Raw genomic sequence first — 18,935 nt, forward strand, 5'->3', positions numbered from 1 at the left:
GCGGTGAGCGTGTTCATCACCGGCGAGAGCGGCACCGGCAAGGAGGTGGTGGCGCAGACCGTGCACGACCTGAGCCGCCGCCGCAAGCAGCCCTTCCTGGCCGTCAACTGCGGCGCCATCTCGCCCAACCTCATCGAGAGCGAGATCTTCGGCCACGAGAAGGGCAGCTTCACCGGCGCCGACCGCATGCACCAGGGCTTCTTCGAGCGCGCTCACGGCGGAACGCTGTTCCTCGACGAGATCACCGAGATGCCGCTGGAGCTGCAGGTCAAGCTGCTGCGGGTGCTGGAGACGGGCACCTTCATGCGCGTGGGCTCGACCACGCCTATCGAGACCGACGTGCGCGTGATCGCCGCCACCAACCGCACGCCGGAACAGGCCGTGGCCTTGGGCAAGCTGCGCGAGGACCTGTACTACCGGCTCAACGTGTTCCCCATCGCGCTGCCGCCGCTGCGCGACCGCTCCAGCGACGTGCCGCTGCTGGCCGAGCACTTCCTGGCGGCGGTGTGCGAGCGCGAGAGCGTGCGCAAGCGCTTCACGCCCGCGGCGCTGGAGAAGCTTGCCGCGTACCGCTGGCCGGGCAACGTGCGCGAGCTGCGCAACGTGGTGCAGCGCGCCTTCGTGATGGCCGAAGGCGAGCAGATCAACGACGAGTGGCTGCCCAGCGACCCGCCCTCGGCCGACGCCGGCACGGCTACCGCCACGACCGCACCCGCCGCCGGACGCGGCGAGGCCAGCATCTCCATCCGGCTGGGCACCTCCATGGCCGAGGCCGAGCGCCAGCTCATCCTGGCCACGCTGCGCCACTTCAACCAGCACAAGGAACGCACCGCCGCCGTGCTGGGGGTGAGCCTCAAGACGCTCTACAACCGGCTCAAGGAGTACGCCGCCGAGGACAAGGGTGATGGCGATCCCGGCGATCCCGGCAGCGAGGGCGGCACGGCCTGAGCGCGCCCTGCCCTCGCTCCAAGGCCACGGCCGCCCACGGGCGGCCGTGGCTTTTTTGCGCGCGCCTTCTTCCGGCAGTCCCGCCGCGGACCGCGGCCGTCGCCTTGGGGGGCCGGCACGCGGCCCGGCGCACGTCGCTTGCTGCGCCAGCACCGGAGGCGCCCGTTGCCGGTGCCCAGGGAGAAGTCATGAGCACGGAATCGTCCGCCAGCGGCGCCAGCGCGTCCCCATCCGCCCCGGCCGCCGGCACGCTGCCCGAAGGGGGCTGGCGCCTGGAAAAGGACAGCATGGGCGAGGTGCGCGTGCCCGCGCAGGCGCTGTGGGGCGCGCAGACGCAGCGCGCGGTCGAGAACTTCAACTTCGGCGGCGGCCCCATGCCGGCCGCCTTCGTCGAGGCCTTGTTGCACATCAAGGCTGCCGCGGCGCGGGCCAACGAGCAACTCGGCCTGCTGGAGCCGGCGCTGGCGCAGGCCATCGCCGACAGCGCCGACGCGCTGCTGGCCGATCCGCGGCACCCGGCGCACTTCCCGGTCGAGGTGTTCCAGACCGGCTCGGGCACCAGCTCCAACATGAACGCCAACGAGGTGCTGGCGACGCTGGCGGCGCGGCGCCTGGGCAAGCCGGTCAGCGCCAACGACCACGTCAACTTCGGCCAGAGCAGCAACGACACCGTCCCGTCGGCCATCCACGTCGCCGCGGCGCTGCAGCTGGAGCGCTCGCTGCTGCCGGCGCTGGCGCACCTGGCCCTGGCGCTGGAGAACAAGGCTCCCACGCTGCGCCAGCACGTCAAGACCGGCCGCACGCACCTGATGGACGCCATGCCGGTGCGCTTCGACCAGGTGCTCGGCGGCTGGCGCGCGCAGGTGCAGCAGGCCATCAACGGGCTGTGCGCACTGCAGCCGGCCGTCGCCACGCTGGCGCAGGGCGGCACCGCCGTGGGCACGGGCGTCAACACCCATCCCGAATTCGCCGCCACCCTGTGCACGCTGCTGCAGAAACGCACCGGCATCCACTTCCAGCCGGCGGCGGAGCGTTTCTCGCTGATGGGCGCGCAGGACACGGCCGTGCAGCTCTCCGGGCAGCTCAAGGCCACGGCGGTGTGCCTGATCAAGATCGCCAACGACCTGCGCTGGATGAACTCCGGCCCGCTGGCCGGGCTGGCGGAAATCGAGCTGCCAGCGCTGCAGCCGGGCAGCTCGATCATGCCGGGCAAGGTCAACCCGGTGATCCCGGAAGCCGTGGCGATGGCCGGTGCGCAGGTCATCGGCAACGACGCCGCGATCACCCTGGCCGGACAATCCGGCAACTTCGAACTCAACGTGATGCTGCCGCTGGTAGCGCGCAACCTGCTGGAGAGCCAGCAACTGCTGGCGGCTGCGGCGCGCTCCCTGGCGGACCGCGCCATCGCAGGATTTACCGTCAACGAGGCCAGCCTGCGCGCGGCGCTGTCACGCAACCCGGTGCTGGTGACGGCGCTCAATCCGCTGGTGGGCTACCTGAAGGCCGCCGAGATCGCCAAGGCGGCCTACAAGCAGGACCGACCCATCATCGACGTGGCCGAAGAGATGACGGACCTCAGCCGGGAAAAACTGCAGGAACTGCTGGACCCGGCCCGACTGACGGAGGGAGGACTTTGATCGCCATTCGCCCTTACGCGCCCGCGGACCTCAAGACGCTGGTGGCGCTGTTCACCGCCGCTGTCCACACCCTGGGCGCACCGCACTACGGCCCGCAGCAGCTCGACGCCTGGGCGCCGCGCCCGCCCGACCTGGAAACCTGGCGCCAGCGCTTCGAGGCGCAGCACACGCTCGTAGCCGAGGACGCCCTGGGCCCCTGCGGCTTCGTCTCCTGGCGCGATGACGGCTACATCGACACGCTCTACACCGCCCCGCGCTGCGCCCGCCGCGGCGTGGCCACGCGGCTGGTGCAGGCTGCCGAGGACGCGCTGAGCGCCGCCGGCGTGACGGAACTCAGCACCGAAGCCAGCCTCGCTGCCTGGCCCTTCTTCGAAACCCGCGGCTTCGAGGTGGTGGAACCGCAGACCGTCACGCGCCGCGGCGCCAGCTTCACGCGCTTCCTGATGCGCAAGGAAAACGCCGCCTGAGGGGCGGCGTTCTTTCCCAGCTCAACGGTACGGGGCCGGTGCGAGCCGCCCCTGGCGCCCGCAACGCCCGCTCAGGGCCAGCTGCTCTCCCGCATCGGAATCACCGTCACTTCCGGAATCACGGTGTCCTCGTCCTGCAGCAGGCAGAAGCGCACTGCCTTGGCCACCTGCACCGGCTCTTGCAGCACGCCGGGGTCGATGTCGGGAAAGCGGTCGAGCAGGAAGGGCGTGCGCATGCCGCCGGCCACCACCGCCGTGACCTTGATGCCCTTGGGCCGCAGCTCCGCGTGCAGCGCGTGCGACAGGCCCAGCAGGCCCCACTTGGTGGCGTGATAAGCCGCCGCGTTGGGCCAGGCGCGCTTGGAGGCCGTGGAGGCGATGTTGACGATGTGCCCGCCGCCGCAGGGAGCGTCGCGCCCCATCAGCGCTGCGGCATGCTTGGCCACGTAGAACGGGCCGCTGAGGTTGGTGCTGACGATGCGCTCCCAATCGAAGCCCTGCAGCTCGGCCACCGGCACGGTGATGTCGATGGCGGCGTTGTTGACCACCGCGTCCAGCCGCCCGAAACGGTCGTGCACGCGCTGCAGCAGTTCCAGCACCTGCGACTCCTCGCCCACATCCAGCGCCTCGGCAATGGCCTCGATGCCGTCCTTGGCCAGCTCGGCCGCCTTGGCCTTGGCGCGTTCCACGTCGAGGTCGGCCAGCACGACGGTGGCGCCCTCGGCGCCCAGCACTTGCGCAATGGCGGCACCAAGCCCGCGCGAGCCGCCGGTGATGACGACGCTGCGGCCCTTCAGGGCGTTCCCCGGGGTGGATGTCATGGATGCTTCTCCTGGCTTTGCAAATGTCGACGCGTCGACGGAACGGAAACGGATGCGGCGAGCCCCGGTCGCCGCGCGCGGGCCGGCTCAGCCGCCGGCATGGAGCTGGCGCTTCTCCAGCGCCGCCGCGTGGCGCTGCTTGGCAATGGCGCGCAGGTTGGCGGCCAGCGCGGTGGCGAAGGCCTCGTCGAACCACGGGAAGGCGCCGCTGGCCGCGACCACGATGCCGTCCAGCACCGCGCTGCCCCACAGCAGGCTGTCGCCCTCGCGCAACCGGTGCGGCTGCTGCGTCTGCAGCGCGTGGGTGTCGCCCTGGTTCCAGGCCAACCGCGCCTTGGCGCGGGCGAAACCGGCGTAGTCCGCATCCCAGCGGCTGCGGTCGCCTACGGCGTGCTCCAGCAGCACGGCCTCTTCGAACGGACAGTCGGCGGGCGTGAGCGCCGGGTCCATGACCACGAGATAGAAGAATCCGCAGCCGCTGACCATCGGATCAGCCATGGCCGCCTCGATCATGGGCAGCGTCAAGGCCAGCGCCTGCTCGGCGGCTTGGCGGTCGGCGAAGTGGCTTCCGCGCCTGGAGGGTTGTTTGTCCATACGGGCGACGTGGCAACCGGCGCACCCACGCCGGCCTTCATACCTCGATCGGGGGTGATGGCGGCCCGGTCCCGTCTACAGCAGCCCGCATGCCGCCTGGCACGGGGCTGCGCAGCCCGGCCAGGTCGGTAAGCAGCCGCCGCGGGTTGGCGGGCTTGGCCAGGTGCGCGTTGAAGCCGGCCGCCAGCACCTGCTGCTGCGCTTCCGGCGCGGTGAAGCCGGAGAGCGCCATCGCCGGCAGCCGCTGCAGGACGGGCACGCCGCGCCGCGACTCCAGCAGGCGCAGCGCGCGGATGAACTGCAAGCCGTCCTCCTCGCCCAGCGCCACCTCGCTGAGCAGCCGCTGCGGCCACATCGACATCGGCTGGCGCTCCAGCCATTGCAGCGTCACGCCGGCGCCGTCGAACAGCAGCACCTCGGCACCCGCGGCTTCGAGCAGCTGCTGCAGCGCCGTGCGCGCCTCCGGGCGCGGCTCCACGCACAGCACGCGCAGCCCGTCCAGCCGCGGCAGCGTGTCGTCCTCGACCGGGTCGTCGCCCGCCAGGCCGGGCGGCGGCACCTGCGCTTCCGGCTCGGGGACGGACACTGGGCGCAGCGGCAGCTCCACCACGTAGCGCAGCCCGTGCGAGGCGCTGGGCGCTTCGATGCTCAGGCGCCCGCCCTGGCGCTCGACAGTGGAGCGCAGCGCCAGCGGGTCCAGCGGCGTGTCCAGGCCGAAGGGCGGCAGGTGTGCCGCCAGGCCGAGCCCGGCCGCCGGCACGGGTTGCTGCGGCGCGCCCGGCGGCGCCAGCGCCGGCACGGCGTGGCGGCCGTCGGCGATGGCCAGCCGCGCCAGCTCGCCCTGGCGCTCCAGCCGAACCTCGATGCGCCGCCCGCGCGGCGTGGCCTGGATCGCGGCCACGCACAGCTCGCGCGCGAGCTGCGCCAGCGTGCTCGGGTCGCCGGTGACGCTGGCGTTGCCCAGGTCGATGTGCGCCGACAGCCGTACCTGGCGCGCGTCGAGCTCGGCCGCCAGCCCGTCCACCGCCTGCGCGATCACCACCGCCAGGTTCACCGGCTGGCGCGCCAGGCGCCGCTCCAGCTTCTCGAACTGCTCCTGCTGCAGCTGCAGGTTCCACAGCTGCGCGTAGAGCCCGTCCTTCGCCAGCAGCTCCTCGTGGCGTCCGCGCTCGACGATGCGGCCGCGGTCCATGACCACGATCTGGTCGGCGCCGACGATGGTGGAAAGCCGGTGGGCAATGATCAGCGTGGTGCGCCCCTGCGCGATGCGGTCGAGCTCGTGCTGGATCGCCCGCTCCGCGCGCGTGTCCAGCGCCGACGTGGCCTCGTCGAAGATCATCAGCGGCGGGTTCTTGAGGAAGGCGCGCGCGATGGCGATGCGCTGCTTCTCGCCCCCGGAGAGCTTCATCCCGCGCTCGCCCACCACCGTCTCGTACTGCTCGGGCAGCGACAGGATGAACTCGTGCACCTGCGCCGCCTGCGCCGCGGCGATCACCTCCGCCATGCCCGCGCCCTGGCGCCCGTAGCCGATGTTGTAGGCGATGGTGTCGTTGAACAGCACCGTGTCCTGCGGCACCACGCCGACGGCGCGGCGCAGCGAGTCCAGCTGCGCGTGCCTGAGGTCCTGCCCGTCCACGGTGACGCGGCCCTGCTGCGGGTCGTAGAGGCGCAGCAGCAGCCGCGCCAGCGTGCTCTTGCCCGAGCCGCTGCCGCCCACCACCGCCACAGTTTGGCCGGCGCCGATCTCCAGGCTGAGGTCGTGCAGGATCGGGCGGCCGGGCTCGTAGGCGAAATGCACCTGCTCGAAGGCGACGGCGCCGCCGGCGAGCTTCAGCGGCGGCGCGTCCGGGGCGTCCTGGATGTCCACCGGCTGGTGCAGCAGGGCGAACAGCTTCTCGGTGTTCACCAGGGCGTCGCGCGCCTGGCGGAACACGAAGCCCAGGGCATTGAGCGGCAGGCAGATCTGGATGATGTAGCTGTTGACCAGCACCAGGTCGCCCACCGTCATCTGCCCGCGCACGGTCTGCTCGCCGGCCAGCAGCATCACCGCCGCGACGCCGGCGGCAATGATGGCGCTCTGGCCGATGTGCAGGCCCGACAGGGCGCGCTGGTTGCGCACCCCCTCCTCCACCCACTCGTTCAGCACGCTGCCGTAGCGCTGGCGCTCGAAGCCCTCGCGTGCGTGGGTCTTGACGGTCTCGTAGTTGAGCAGCGTGTCCACCATGCGGCCGTTGGCGCGCGAGTCCATGTCGTTGACACGGCGCTGGCGCAGCGCGCGCTTGCCCGTCTTGGCCATGGTGAAGCTGCCGTAGACGAAGAAGGTGACCATGATCACCAGCGTGAACCACAGGCTGTAGCCCGCGGCCATCACCGCCAGCACGGCGATGAACTCCACCAGCGTGGGCACCACGGTGAACAGGCCCGAGCCCAGCAGGAAGCCCACGCCGGCGGTGCCGCGTTCCACGTCGCGGATGAGCGCGCCGGTGTTGCGCTGCACGTGGAAGCGCGGGCTCAGCGAGAGCAGGTGCGCGAAGCAGCGCTCGGCGAAGTCGGTAACGGTGGACAGCGTCACGCGCGCGAACACCAGGTCGCGCAGCTCGGTGAAGAGCGTGCCGGCGAAGCGCAGCAGCGCGTAGCCCAGCAGCAGGAACACCGGCAGCACCAGCACCGTGTCGCCCATGCGGCTGCTGGTGGTGAGGGTGCCGGGCTCGCTGAAGCGGTCGATGACGGCCTTGAGCAGCAGCGGCACCGCCACGGCCGCAAGCTTGGCCGCCACCAGCAGCGCCAGCGCCAGGATCGTGCGGTTGCGGTGCTGCCAGGCCGCCTGCATCAGCCCGACGAACACGTTGGCCTTGCCGTTGCTGCCAGGGGGGGTGTCTGCCATCGCCGCGCGGCGGCAAGCCGAATGCCTGAGAACACCAGGGCACGGGCCTTGCCAATGCCGCGTCCAGACGTTTTTTCAGGAGTCCCGCATGGGTAGCCAGATCAAGACCGAAGCCGACGCTCGCGCCACCATCCCGCTGCGCCCCGCGCAGGAACAGAAGGCCACCGGCCAGAAGCGCAGCAAGGCGCGTGGCGTGGCCACGCGCAGCAAGAAGAACCCCGGCAAGCGCTCGCACCAGGGCGGGAGCTGAGTGCTGCGCCCGGCAGCGGCGCGCCGCCCGCTGCCGGGCCGGGGACTCAATCCAGCGGCGCCGCCTTGTCCGTCTGCTCCGTCACCATCTCGCGCGGGTCCCCCTCGCGCTTGAGCTGCTGCTGCAGCGCCTGCATCTGCTGGCCCAGCGTGTCGAGCGCCATGGGCTCCAGCAGCTTGCGCACCTTCGGGAACAGGTTCTCTTCCTCTTCCTTGTGGTGGTGCTCGGCCTGCTCCTTGAGCACGTGGAACTTGGGCTCGAAGGCCGGGTCGTCCGGCGGGAGCTCCACCAGGTCCGCCAGCACGCGCTTGAGCGACAGGTGCTCCTCCAGCGACTCCAGCAGGATGTCCTCGGTGCGCTTCTCCTTCACGGCGGGATAGAAGATCTGCTCTTCCGACGCGAGGTGCACCGTGAGCTCGTCGCCCACGCGCTTGAACAGCGACTCGCGCTGCGGCTGCGGCCCGTCCATCCAGGCCTTCATCAGCGCCTCCAGGTTGCGGTGCTGACCGGTGAGCAGTTCGATGGCGTCCATGGCATTCCTCTTTTCTGAAAAGTCAATGCGCGGCCTGGAGGCATTCGCCATGCCCGGGGCACGTCTGCAGGCTGGCACAGGGCCGAGCGGGCGCGCGGCTTGCCCACCGCGCGGCGGGCCGGCACTGCCGCGCCCGCACACCTCGACTCCCAGGAGGACGCCATGAGCACCACCACGCCGCCGCTCGCCGGTTCCACATCCACCGAGGACGCCGGCAAGCTCGTGCTGCGCGTGGCGCTGGGCGTGCTGATCCTGCTGCACGGCATCGCCAAGCTCGTCAGCGGGCCCGGCTTCATCATGGGCCTGCTGGCCAAGAACGGGCTGCCGGCGGCGCTGGGCTACGGCGTCTACGTCGGCGAGGTGGTGGCGCCGCTGCTGCTGATCCTGGGCCTGTACACGCGCGCGGCGGCGCTGATCGTGGTGATCAACATGCTGGTGGCCATTGGCCTGGTGCACATGGGCCAGCTCGCCCAGATCAACAAGCAGGGCGGCTGGGAGCTGGAGCTGCAGGGCATGTACCTCTTCGGCGCCCTGGCCGTGGCGCTGCTGGGTGCCGGCCGCCACAGCGTGGGCGGGCTGCACGGGCGCTGGAACTGAGCCGGCCCCGGCCGACGGCGCGGAAGAGCCGCCGCGCGGCATTAGGCTGGCGGCTCCCTTCCTCCCCGCGCCGCCGCGTGCGACCCTCTCCCGCATGGCCCTGACCGAGCACTACTTCACCCTGAAACAGGCCCACATGGGCTTCGTCTACCTCAGCGGCAGCCTGTTCGCGCTGCGCGGGCTGGCGCTGATCGGCGGCTCGCGCTGGGCCATGGCGACGCCGCTGCGCATCACGGCCGTGGCCATCGACACCGCGCTGGTCGTGGCCGCACTGCTGGTGCTCGCCTCGCTGCAGTTCCAACCGCTGGCCTCGGCCTGGCTGTGGGTGAAGCTGGCGCTGCTGCCGGTGTACGTGGCGATCGGCACCTTCGTGCTCAAGCGCGCCCGCACCCGCGCCCAGCGCGCGCTGGGCTGGCTGCTGGCATTGGCGGTGTTCGGGTTCATGATCTCGGTGGCGCGCGCGCACCACCCGCTGGGCCTGTTCCACGCCCTGGCGGGCTGAGCCGGCGCCGGCGCCAAGCCCTCGCGCCGCACGGGCTTTCACAGGAATGCAGCTTGCCTGCTGCCAAGGCTCACCCTCCGGAGACACCGTCATGAACCAATTCCTGAGCAAGATCTCGCCCAGCATCACCAACATGATCCGCATGGACCACACCCACGTGCTGGCGACCTTCCACCAGTACGAGGTCGATACCCCGCCCAAGACCAAGCAGGCGCTGGCCAAGACGGTGTGCCTGGCGCTGGAGATCCACGCGCAGTTGGAAGAGGAGATCTTCTATCCCGCCATGCGCGAGGCGCAGAGCGACAACGCGGTGCTGGAGAAGAGCGTGCCGGAGCATGACGAGATGCGCACGCTGATCGCGCGGCTGCGCACGCTGGACCCGACCGACCCGGAGCACGACCGCGTCTTCATGTCGCTCATGCGCGCGGTGATGCACCACGTGGCCGACGAGGAGACGACGCTGCTGCCGCAGGCCGAGCTGGGCTTGGCCGACCGCCTGGGCGAGCTGGGCGCAAAGATGACCAAGCGCCGCCTGGAGCTGACCGCGCCGCATGCCGGCGAGATCGCCTCCAACACCGTGCGCACCATGCCGGCGAGCTCGATGGCGCTGGCCGCCGGCGCGCTGCTGATGGGCGGCTACATGCTCAAGCAGACCTTCCGCAATCGGCGCCACATGAGCTGAAGACGGATTTCGAGAGGCGTTTAACCGGGCCCGCGCGGGCCCGGTTTTTTTATGCCGCGGCGCGGTGCAAGGACATCCGTCACGCCCGGCGCACCAAGCTTGTCAGCAGGCGGGCACGGCTGTTACGAGGGGTACGGGAAGGTTGGAACTCCGGGGCGAATCGGCGGCTGGTCCGCCGATCGGGACGGGGCCCGGTGGGGCTCAATGGGGGCATGGAATCCCGTCCTGCCCGCGGCACTGAACCGGTGGCCGCGCGGCGGGGCACCGCCGAAGGCCCGCCGTGAACGAACTTGCCCACAACCGCCACCTCTTCATCGAAGACCTCGCGCGCCGGCTGAGCGCGCTCGAAACCCGCCAGCGGCGCATGAACGCGCTGGACTACCGCGTGCACGCGCGCATGCTGCGCCACGCGCTGGCGGGCGTGCCGGCGAAGCACCTGCAGGTGCTGACGACCTACGAGGTCGTGTGCGAGGTGCTGGACAACCGCGGCTTCGACGAGTGCGGCCTGCTACAGAGCGCTGGCGCCCAGGCCCGCGCGCTGCGCGACACCACCGACGCGCTGCTGCGCCGGCTGCAGCGGGGAAGCCGCGAGGCGGCTTGAGACCGGCGCGCTGAAGGTGGGGCCGCTGCGAGGCAATCCCTGCGCCGGCGCCCGCCGACTTACAGGAACCGCTCCAGCAGCTTCTTCGACGCCTTGTCCAGCGCGAAGCGCTCGGCGCGGAACTGCACCCCGTCGGCGCTGGTGATCAGCAGCAGCCCGTCCGCCAGGCGGCGGATGTCTTCCTCCGCCTTGAGCACGAACTGCGTGGGGCCGCGGTCGGTGCGCACGGTCCAGGTGCTGGGCGTGGCGAAGCCGGAGACCGACACCAGCTGCTCGATGCGCGGCATGAACTCGCGCGCCGCCAGCTCCTCCTCCACCAGCAGCCGCGCCGCGGGCGTGAGCGCGTCCATGCGCGCCACCCAGGCCAGCTCGTGGCCGTCCGGGCCCACCAGCGACAGCCCTTCCAGCGGCGCCGCGATCGGGAAGGCCCGCACCGGCGTCACGCCCACGTGCTCGCGCCCGTCCGCATCGGTCAGCACCAGGCGGCCGAAGGCGTTGCGCGAGAGCCGGACGTCCGCGCCGGCGGCCTTGGAGGCATCAAGGTTGCTCATGGATCACACCTCCCCGGTCTGCCGCGCCACGTGCGCCTCGGGCGCGCGCGGCATCTGCGGCTCGGTATCGACGTTGCGCGCCTGCGCCTCGTACAGGCGCCAGTAAGCGCCCTGCTTTTCCATCAGCTCGTCATGCGGACCCACCTCCACCACGCGGCCGCGGTCCATCACCACCAGGCGGTCGGCCTTGCGCAGCGTGGACAGGCGGTGCGCGATGGCGATGGTGGTGCGGCCCTGCACCAGGTTGTCCAGCGCCTTCTGAATCTCGCCCTCGGTCTCCGTGTCCACGCTGGAGGTGGCCTCGTCGAGGATGAGGATGCGCGGGTCGATCAGCAGCGCGCGCGCGATGGAGATGCGCTGGCGCTCGCCGCCGGACAGGCCCTGGCCGCGCTCGCCCACCATCGAGTCGTAGCCGTGGGGCAGGCGCAGGATGAACTCGTGCGCGTGCGCCGCGCGCGCCGCGGCCACGATCTGCTCGCGCGTGGCGTCGGGGCGGCCGTAGGCGATGTTCTCGGCGATGGTGCCGAAGAACAGGAACGGCTCCTGCAGCACCAGCCCGATGTGGCGCCGGTAGTCGGCCACGGCGAAGCGGCGGATGTCGGTGCCGTCCACGCGGATGGAGCCGTCGCTGATGTCGTAGAAGCGGCAGATCAGGTTCACCAGCGTGCTCTTGCCCGAGCCGCTGTGGCCCACCAGGCCGATCATCTCGCCGGGGCGGATGTCGAGGTCCAGCCCGCGGATGACGCTGCGGTTGCCGTAGCGGAAGGTCAGCCCGCGCATCTCGATGCGGCCCTGCACCGAGGGCAGCGGCGCCGGGTTGGTCGGATCGGGCACGTTGGAGACGTGGTCCAGGATGTCGAAGATGCGCTTGGCGCCGGCAGCAGCCTTCTGCGTCACCGACACGATGCGGCTCATCGAGTCCAGCCGCGAGTAGAAGCGGCCGATGTAGGCGATGAACGCGGTCAGCACGCCCACCGTGATCTCGTTGCGGCTGATCTGCCAGATGCCGAAGGCCCACACCACCAGCAGCCCGATCTCGGTGAGCAGCGTCACCGTGGGCGTGAACAGGCTCCACGTCTTGTTGAGCCGGTCGTTGACCTCCAGGTTGTGGCGGTTGGCGTCCTTGAAGCGCTGCGCCTCGCGCGCCTCCTGCGCGAAGGCCTTGACCACGCGGATGCCGGGAATGGTGTCGGCCAGCACGTTGGTGACCTCGGACCAGACGCGGTCGATCTTCTCGAAGCCGGTGCGCAGCCGCTCGCGCACGGCGTGGATGAGCCAGCCGATGATGGGCAGCGGCAGCAGCGTCACCAGCGCCAGCCAGGGGTTGATGGAGAACAGGATGGCCGCCGTCATGGCGATCATCAGCACGTCGGTGGCGAAGTCCAGCGCGTGCAGCGACAGGAAGACGTTGATGCGGTCCGTCTCCGAGCCGATGCGTGCCAGCAGGTCGCCGGTGCGCTTGCCGCCGAAGTAGTCCAGCGACAGCGTGAGCAGGTGCTCATACGTCGTGGTGCGCAGGTCCGCCCCGATGCGTTCGCTCACCAGCGCCAGCAGGTACGTGCGGGCCCAGCTCAGGCCCCAGGCCAGCAGCGCCGACCCCAGCAGCCCGGACAGCAGCAGCATCACCAGCGAGGTGTCGATGGGCTGCCCGTTCTGGAACGGGATCAGCACCCGGTCCATCAGCGGGATGGTGAGATAAGGCGGCACCAGCGTGGCGGCGGTGGAGGCGAGCGTCAGCAGGAAGCCCAGCAGCAGCCGGCCCTGGTACGGGCGGGCGAAGCGCCACAGCCGCAGCAGCACCCAGGTCGAGGTCGTCTTCGGGGTCCTGGAGGCGCCCTCCTCGGCCTCGGCGGCGTCGGCGGACGCGGCGTCCTCGTCGACGTCCAGCTGCCCGGCGCGGCGTGCCTGCTGGCGCTCGAAGGCGACCACGAACTGCTGCGCCGCCGGCCCCTGCGCCAGCGTGAAGCGCCACAGCGCCAGGCGCCGGTGCGCGTCCACCAGCTCCAGCGTGCCCACGCCGGCGTGGTCGCTCAGGCGCAGCGCCATGTCCCGGGTCAGCGGCCAGTCCTGCCATCGCCCGTCCGGGGACGCGGCCTGCAGGCTGCGCTCGGTGAGCACCAGGCCGGCGTCGGCGAAGCGCAATTGGGCGTCGAGGTCAACCTGCAGCGTGGCCAAGACGTTGTCGCCAGCTTCGAGGCGGGATGGCAAGGCACCGCGCCAGGCGGCGCCGACCTCACCGGACAAGGGAGCGGAGATTGGATTTGACATGGGCTTCAGCAGCCCCCGGCGCGCGCCGGGGGCCCGGGATTCTCGCGCAAGCGGGCAACTGGCACGCCTTGCGGCCGGCCCCTCGCCTGCCCCATCTGCCGCGGACGGCACAATCCCTTACTCGACCGGGACAGCAATACTGACCATGAGCCCCAAGAACGACATCCGGCTGCTGCGCATCAACCACCTGCGCGGGCCCAACATCTGGACCTACCGACCCGCTCTGGAGGTCTGGCTGGACCTCGGTGAGCTGGAGGACTTCCCCTCCAACCTGCTGCCCGGCTTCACCGACCGGCTGCTGGGCATGCTGCCCAACCTGATGGAGCACCACTGCGGCGTGGGCGAGCGCGGCGGCTTCGTGGAGCGGCTGCGCGAGGGCACCTGGGCCGGGCACATCCTGGAGCACGTGGTCATCGAGCTGCTGAACCTGGCGGGCATGCCCACCGGCTTCGGCCAGACCCGCAGCACCTCGCAGCACGGCGTCTACCGCATGGTGTTCCGCGCCCGCGACGAGCAGGTGGCGCGCGCGGCGCTGGCGCAGGGCCACGCGCTGCTGATGGCCGCCATCAACGAGCAGCCCTTCGACGTGGCCGCCGCGGTGAACGTGGTGCGCGAGGAGCTCGACGACTGCTACCTCGGCCCCAGCACCGCCGCCATCGTGGAGGCGGCCACCGAGCGCCGCATACCGCACATCCGCCTCAACAGTGGCAACTTGGTGCAGCTCGGCTACGGCGCCCGCTCGCGCCGCATCTGGACCGCCGAGACCGACCGCACCAGCGCCATCGGCGAGGGCATCGCCGGCGACAAGGATTTAACAAAGACGCTGCTGGCGGCCTGCGGCGTGCCGGTGCCGGAAGGACGCGTGGTCGAGTCGCCCGCGGAAGCCTGGGAGGCGGCGGAAGACATCGGCGTGCCCGTCGTGGTGAAGCCTTCGGACGCCAACCACGGCCGCGGCGTGTCGCTGGAGCTGATGGAGCAGGCCGACATCGAGGCCGCCTTCGGCATCGCCGACGCGGAAGGCTCGGAGGTGATCGTCGAGCGCTACGTGCGCGGCAACGAGCACCGGCTGCTGGTGGTGGGTGGCAAGCTCGTGGCCGCCGCGCGCGGCGAGAGCCTGTGGATCACCGGCGACGGCGAGAGCACCGTGGTGCAGCTCATCGACAGCCAGCTCAACACCGACCCGCGCCGCGGCGAGACCGAGGACCTGCCGCTGGAGACCATCCGCCTGGAGCGCGAGCCCGTGATGCGCCAGCTTCTGCAGCGCCAGGGCCTGGACGGCGAGTCCGTGCCCGCCGCCGGGCGCCGCGTGCTGGTGCAGCGCAACGGCAACATGGCCTTCGACTGCACGCACGAGGTCCACCCCGAAGTCGCCGCCATGGCGGTGCTGGCGGCCCGGGTCGTGGGGCTGGACATCGCGGGCATCGACATGGTGGCCGAGGACATCAGCAAGCCGCTGGAGACGCAGCGCGGCGCGATCGTCGAGGTCAACGCCGGCCCGGGGCTGCTGATGCACCTGAAGCCCGCCGTGGGCACGCCGCAACCGGTGGGCCGCGCCATCGTGGACCACCTCTTCGCCGAAGGCGAGAGCGGGCGCATCCCCATCGTCGGCGTGGCCGGCACGCGCGGCACGCACCTCACGGCGCGGCTGGTGGCGTGGCTGCTGCACCTGCGCGGCACGCCCGTGGGCGTGGCCTGCCGCGACGGCCTGTTCCTGGAGAACCGCTCCGTGCAGGGCGGCGACTGCGCCAACTGGGAAGCCGGCCACCGGCTGCTGATGAACCGCCGCATCGAGGCGGCGGTGATCGAGAACGGCCCGCTGTCCATCCTGCGCGACGGCCTGCCCTACGACCGCTGCGACATCGGCATCGTCACCGACTTCGAAGGCGCCGAAACGCTGGGCCACTACGACATCCGCGACGCGGACCAGCTGCCCAAGGTGCTGCGCACGCAGGTGGACGTGGTGCTGAACGACGGCATGGCCGTGCTCAACGCGGGCGACGACCGCATCGCGGCGCTGGCCCCGCTGTGCGACGGCGAGCCCATCCTCTACGCCCTGGCGGCGGACAACGCCGCGCTGGCGGCCCACGTGGCTGCGGGCGGCCGCGCCGTGCGGCTGCAGGGCCAGGCCGCCGAGCTGCTGGCGCCGGACGCGGCGCCGCAACGCATCGAGCTTGGCAGCTGGGGCGAGCCCGCCCGCGCCGAGGGCGTGCTGCCGGCCGTGGCCGCCGCCTGGGCATTGGGCATTGCGCCCGCCCTGATCCGTGCCGGCATCGAGACCTTCGATGCCGAGCTCGCGCGCAACCCGAATCCGAACCGCTGATGAACGTCTCCCGCATCCGTGCCCTGCGCGGCCCCAACCTCTGGAGCCGCCACACCGCCATCGAAGCCGTGGTGGCCTGCGAAGGCGCCGAGAACGCCATCGCCGACATGCCGGGCTTCGAGAACCGGCTGCGCCAGCGCTTCCCGGGCCTGGCGCCGCTGCACGGCGGCGCCTCCCTGGCGCACGTGCTCGAAGCCGCCACGCTGGGCCTGCAGGCCCAGGCCGGCTGCCCCGTCACCTTCAGCCGCTGCCAGCCCACGCTGGATGCCGGCGTGTACCAGGTGGTGGTGGAGTACACCGAGGAGCCCGTGGGCCGCATGGCCTTCGACACCGCGCGTGCCCTGGTGGCCGCGGCGCTGGCCGACGAGGCCTTCGACCTCGACGGCGCGCTGGCCGCGCTGCGCGAGAAGGACGAGGACGTGCGCATGGGCCCCAGCACCGGCTCCATCGTGGCCGCGGCCATGGCGCGCGGCATTCCGTACCGGCGCCTGACCGAGGGCAGCCTGGTGCAGTTCGGCTGGGGCTCCAAGCAGCGCCGCATCTGGGCCGCCGAGGTCGACACCACCAGCGCCGTCTCCGAGTCCATCGCCCAGGACAAGGACCTCACCAAGAAACTGCTGGCCGCCGCCGGCGTGCCGGTGCCCATTGGGCGCCCGGTGTCCAGCGTGGACGAGGCCTGGGCCGTCGCTAACGAGATCGGCCTGCCCGTGGTGCTCAAGCCGCAGGACGGCAACCAGGGCAAGGGCGTGACGGTGAACGTCGCCACGCGCGAGCACATGGAGATCGCCTACAGGGCCGCCGCCGAGATCGGCGAGGTGCTGGTCGAGAAGTACCTGCCCGGCTGCGACTACCGGCTGCTGGTGGTGGGCAACCGCCTGGTGGCCGCGGCGCGGCGCGACCCGCCGCAGGTGGTGGGCGACGGGCGCCACACCGTGCGCGAGCTGGTGGAGCAGGTCAACGCCGACCCGCGCCGCGGCGACGGCCACGCCACCTCGCTGACCAAGATCCGGCTCGACGAGATCGCGCTGGCGCGGCTGGACCTGCAGGGGCTCACGCCCGAGTCCGTGCCCGACAAGGGCCGGCGCGTGACGCTGCGCAACAACGCCAACCTCTCCACCGGCGGCACCGCCACCGACGTGACCGACGACGTGCACCCCGACGTGGCGGCGCGCGCCGTGGCGGCGGCGCAGATGATCGGGCTGCACATCTGCGGCGTGGACGTGGTGGCCGAAAGCGTGCTGCGCCCGCTGGAGGAGCAAAGCGGCGGCGTGGTGGAAGTCAACGCCGCGCCGGGCCTGCGCATGCACCTCTCGCCCTCCTTCGGCAAGGGCCGCAACGTGGGCGAGGCCATGGTCAGCCACCTCTACGCCCCGGGCGAGGATGGGCGCGTCCCGGTGGTGGCCGTCACCGGCACCAACGGCAAGACCACCGTCACGCGGCTGATCGCGCACCTGTTCGCTAGCGCCGGGCTGCGCGTGGGCATGACCAACACCGACGGCGTCTACGTCAACGGCCGCCAGACCGACAGCGGCGACTGCAGCGGCCCCAAGAGCGCGCGTAACGTGCTGCTGCACCCCGAGGTGGACGCGGCGGTGTTCGAGACCGCCCGCGGCGGCGTGCTGCGCGAGGGCCTGGGCTTCGACCGCTGCAGCGTGGCGGTGGTGACCAACATCGGCGCCGGCGACCACCTGGGGCTGAACTACATCACCACGGTGGACGACCTGGCCGTGCTCAAGCGCGTGATCGTGCACAACGTGGCCGAGAGCGGCTACGCGGTGCTCAACGCCGCCGACCCGATCGTGGCCGGCATGGCCGGCGTGTGCCCGGGCAAAGTGATCTTCTTCACCGCCGACCGGCACCACCCGCTGATGGCCACGCACCGCGCGCAGGGCCAGCGCACGGTGTTCGTGGACGGCGACGCCGTGATCGCCGCCGAAGGCACCTGGCGCGAGAGCCTGCCGCTGCGCGACATCCCGCTCACGCGCGGCGGGAGCATCGGCTTCCAGGTGGAGAACGTGATGGCGGCCGTGGCCGCGGCCTGGGCCTCGGGGCTGAGCTGGGACGCGGTGCGCCGCGGGCTGGCGAGCTTCGTCAACGACGCGCACAACGCGCCGGGGCGCTTCAACGTCATGGACTACCGCGGCGCCACGCTGATCGCCGACTACGGCCACAACCCCGACGCGATGCGCGCGCTGGTGGCGGCCATCTCGACCATGCCGGCCCGCAAGCGCTCGGTGGTCATCAGCGGCGCGGGCGACCGGCGCGACGAGGACATCACCGAGCAGACGCAGATCCTGGGCGCGGCCTTCGACGAGGTGGTGCTGTACCAGGACGCGGCGCAGCGCGGACGCGCCGACGGCGAGGTGATCGGGCTGCTGCGCCAGGGCCTGCAGGGCGCCGCGCGCACGCGCCACGTGGAGGAGATCCGCGGCGAGTTCGTCGCCATCGACGCCGCGCTGTCCCGCCTGGAGCCGGGCGACCTGTGCCTGATCCTCATCGACCAGGTGGAAGAGGCGCTGGAGCACCTGGCCCAGCGCATCGCCGAGGCCCGCTGAAGCACCGACCGGCAAGAGCAGCGCGCAACCAGCCAGGACGCCGGCGATGGACCCTGCCACCGCCACGCCACAGGACCTGACGCAGCTCGCGGCGCTGGCCGCGGCGCTGGGCTGGGCCAGCGGGATGCGCCTCTACGCCGCGGTGTTCCTCACCGGGCTGGCGGGCTGGCTGCAGTGGGTGACATTGCCGGCGGGACTGCAGGTGCTGGAGAACCCGCTGGTGCTGGGCGCGGCGGGCGTGATGCTGGTGGTGGAGTTCATCGCCGACAAGGTGCCGGCGGTGGATTCGCTGTGGGACGCGGTGCACACCGCGATCCGCATTCCCGCCGGTGCGGCGCTGGCCGTGGCGGCGCTCTCGGGCTCCTTCGGCGGCGACGCGCTGGCCTGGGGGACCGTCACCGCGCTGCTGGGCGGCACGCTGGCAGCGACGGCGCATGCGGGCAAGGCCAGCACGCGCGCGGCGGTCAACACCTTGCCGGAGCCCTTCACCAACCTGGCCCTGTCCCTGGTCGGCGACGCCGCCGTGCCGGGGCTGCTGTGGCTGTCGTGGACGCACCCCATCGCCTTCTTCGCGGTGCTGATCGTGGCCGTCGCGTTGGCGCTGGCCCTGAGCTTCACGCTGTGGCGCTTCGTGCGCCGGCGGCTGGCGCGCCTGGCGCGGTAGCGCCGCAACGGACAGTCGGGGGATCGAAGTATCGGCACGGGCAGGTCGGTCCGCCAACCGGC

Annotated in this window: 17 protein-coding genes; 11 read left to right on the top strand and 6 right to left on the bottom strand. The window is 71.6% G+C overall.

Annotation, left to right across the window (positions count from 1 at the left end):
* From H537_RS44690 to H537_RS53300, 3 genes are all read left to right on the top strand, one after another.
* Window positions 1-948, top strand: a 948-nt coding sequence (locus H537_RS44690; protein ID WP_043459610.1) for a sigma-54 interaction domain-containing protein, incomplete at its 5' end; no start/stop codon positions are given.
* A 188-nt stretch (window positions 949-1,136) separates the two neighbouring features.
* Window positions 1,137-2,585 carry a class II fumarate hydratase gene (locus H537_RS51435; RefSeq protein WP_156901884.1) on the top strand — a complete coding sequence of 483 codons (1,449 nt, stop codon included), beginning with the start codon at window positions 1,137-1,139 and terminating at the stop codon, window positions 2,583-2,585.
* On the top strand, window positions 2,582-3,052 hold the full coding sequence (locus H537_RS53300; protein ID WP_051243086.1) for a GNAT family N-acetyltransferase: 471 nt from the start codon (window positions 2,582-2,584) through the stop codon (window positions 3,050-3,052). Before H537_RS51435 ends, H537_RS53300 begins: the two co-directional genes overlap by 4 nt.
* Before the next feature lie 71 nt (window positions 3,053-3,123).
* Here H537_RS53300 and H537_RS0121895 read toward each other — a convergent pair whose 3' ends face one another.
* From H537_RS0121895 to H537_RS44695, 3 genes are all read right to left on the bottom strand, one after another.
* Complete coding sequence (locus H537_RS0121895) at window positions 3,124-3,873, bottom strand: SDR family oxidoreductase (protein ID WP_028999555.1); 750 nt, start codon at window positions 3,871-3,873, stop codon at window positions 3,124-3,126.
* Between the two features lie 87 nt (window positions 3,874-3,960).
* A complete protein-coding gene (locus H537_RS0121900; protein WP_028999556.1) occupies window positions 3,961-4,467 on the bottom strand; it encodes a hypothetical protein in 507 nt (168 codons plus the stop codon).
* A 37-nt stretch (window positions 4,468-4,504) separates the two neighbouring features.
* Window positions 4,505-7,351, bottom strand: coding sequence for an ATP-binding cassette domain-containing protein (locus tag H537_RS44695; RefSeq protein ID WP_051243087.1), 2,847 nt, complete (start codon window positions 7,349-7,351; stop codon window positions 4,505-4,507).
* A gap of 88 nt (window positions 7,352-7,439) precedes the next feature.
* Between H537_RS44695 and H537_RS54565 the strand changes: the two genes are divergently transcribed.
* Entirely contained in the window at window positions 7,440-7,601 is a 162-nt protein-coding gene (locus tag H537_RS54565; protein ID WP_169517066.1) for a hypothetical protein, read from the top strand.
* Window positions 7,602-7,647: 46 nt separating this feature from the next.
* Here H537_RS54565 and H537_RS0121915 read toward each other — a convergent pair whose 3' ends face one another.
* Window positions 7,648-8,133: a hemerythrin domain-containing protein gene (locus H537_RS0121915; RefSeq protein ID WP_028999557.1), complete on the bottom strand. Its 486-nt coding sequence runs from the start codon at window positions 8,131-8,133 to the stop codon at window positions 7,648-7,650.
* 162 nt (window positions 8,134-8,295) lie between these two features.
* Here H537_RS0121915 and H537_RS0121920 point away from each other — a divergent pair, with 162 nt between their 5' ends.
* The 4 genes from H537_RS0121920 to H537_RS0121935 all read left to right on the top strand — a co-directional run bounded on the left by H537_RS0121920 (window position 8,296) and on the right by H537_RS0121935 (window position 10,515).
* On the top strand, window positions 8,296-8,730 hold the full coding sequence (locus H537_RS0121920; RefSeq protein ID WP_028999558.1) for a DoxX family protein: 435 nt from the start codon (window positions 8,296-8,298) through the stop codon (window positions 8,728-8,730).
* A 94-nt stretch (window positions 8,731-8,824) separates the two neighbouring features.
* Window positions 8,825-9,232, top strand: a complete 408-nt coding sequence (locus H537_RS0121925) for a SirB2 family protein (RefSeq protein ID WP_028999559.1) — start codon at window positions 8,825-8,827, stop codon at window positions 9,230-9,232.
* A gap of 91 nt (window positions 9,233-9,323) precedes the next feature.
* Window positions 9,324-9,914, top strand: a complete 591-nt coding sequence (locus tag H537_RS0121930) for a hemerythrin domain-containing protein (RefSeq protein ID WP_028999560.1) — start codon at window positions 9,324-9,326, stop codon at window positions 9,912-9,914.
* A gap of 280 nt (window positions 9,915-10,194) precedes the next feature.
* Window positions 10,195-10,515, top strand: coding sequence for a hypothetical protein (locus H537_RS0121935; protein WP_028999561.1), 321 nt, complete (start codon window positions 10,195-10,197; stop codon window positions 10,513-10,515).
* A gap of 59 nt (window positions 10,516-10,574) precedes the next feature.
* Here the strand turns inward: H537_RS0121935 and H537_RS0121940 are convergent, their stop codons facing one another.
* Complete coding sequence (locus H537_RS0121940; RefSeq protein ID WP_028999562.1) at window positions 10,575-11,066, bottom strand: cyanophycin metabolism-associated DUF1854 family protein; 492 nt, start codon at window positions 11,064-11,066, stop codon at window positions 10,575-10,577.
* Between the two features lie 3 nt (window positions 11,067-11,069).
* Window positions 11,070-13,334: a cyanophycin metabolism-associated ABC transporter gene (locus tag H537_RS44700; protein ID WP_051243088.1), complete on the bottom strand. Its 2,265-nt coding sequence runs from the start codon at window positions 13,332-13,334 to the stop codon at window positions 11,070-11,072.
* Window positions 13,335-13,479: 145 nt separating this feature from the next.
* On the opposite strand from H537_RS44700, the gene H537_RS44705 reads away from it, so the two are divergent.
* The 3 genes from H537_RS44705 to H537_RS0121960 are packed head-to-tail and all read left to right on the top strand — an operon-like array spanning window position 13,480 to window position 18,873.
* On the top strand, window positions 13,480-15,654 hold the full coding sequence (locus H537_RS44705) for a cyanophycin synthetase (protein WP_043459617.1): 2,175 nt from the start codon (window positions 13,480-13,482) through the stop codon (window positions 15,652-15,654).
* A complete protein-coding gene (cphA, locus tag H537_RS0121955; protein WP_028999563.1) occupies window positions 15,654-18,209 on the top strand; it encodes a cyanophycin synthetase in 2,556 nt (851 codons plus the stop codon). The genes H537_RS44705 and cphA overlap by 1 nt, the downstream gene beginning before the upstream one ends.
* A 46-nt stretch (window positions 18,210-18,255) precedes the next feature.
* Window positions 18,256-18,873: a DUF4126 domain-containing protein gene (locus tag H537_RS0121960; protein ID WP_043459618.1), complete on the top strand. Its 618-nt coding sequence runs from the start codon at window positions 18,256-18,258 to the stop codon at window positions 18,871-18,873.
* The last annotated feature ends 62 nt before the right edge of the window (window positions 18,874-18,935 follow it).

Origin of the sequence: Azohydromonas australica DSM 1124 (assembly GCF_000430725.1) — a bacterium.
Classification (GTDB): domain Bacteria; phylum Pseudomonadota; class Gammaproteobacteria; order Burkholderiales; family Burkholderiaceae_C; genus Azohydromonas; species Azohydromonas australica.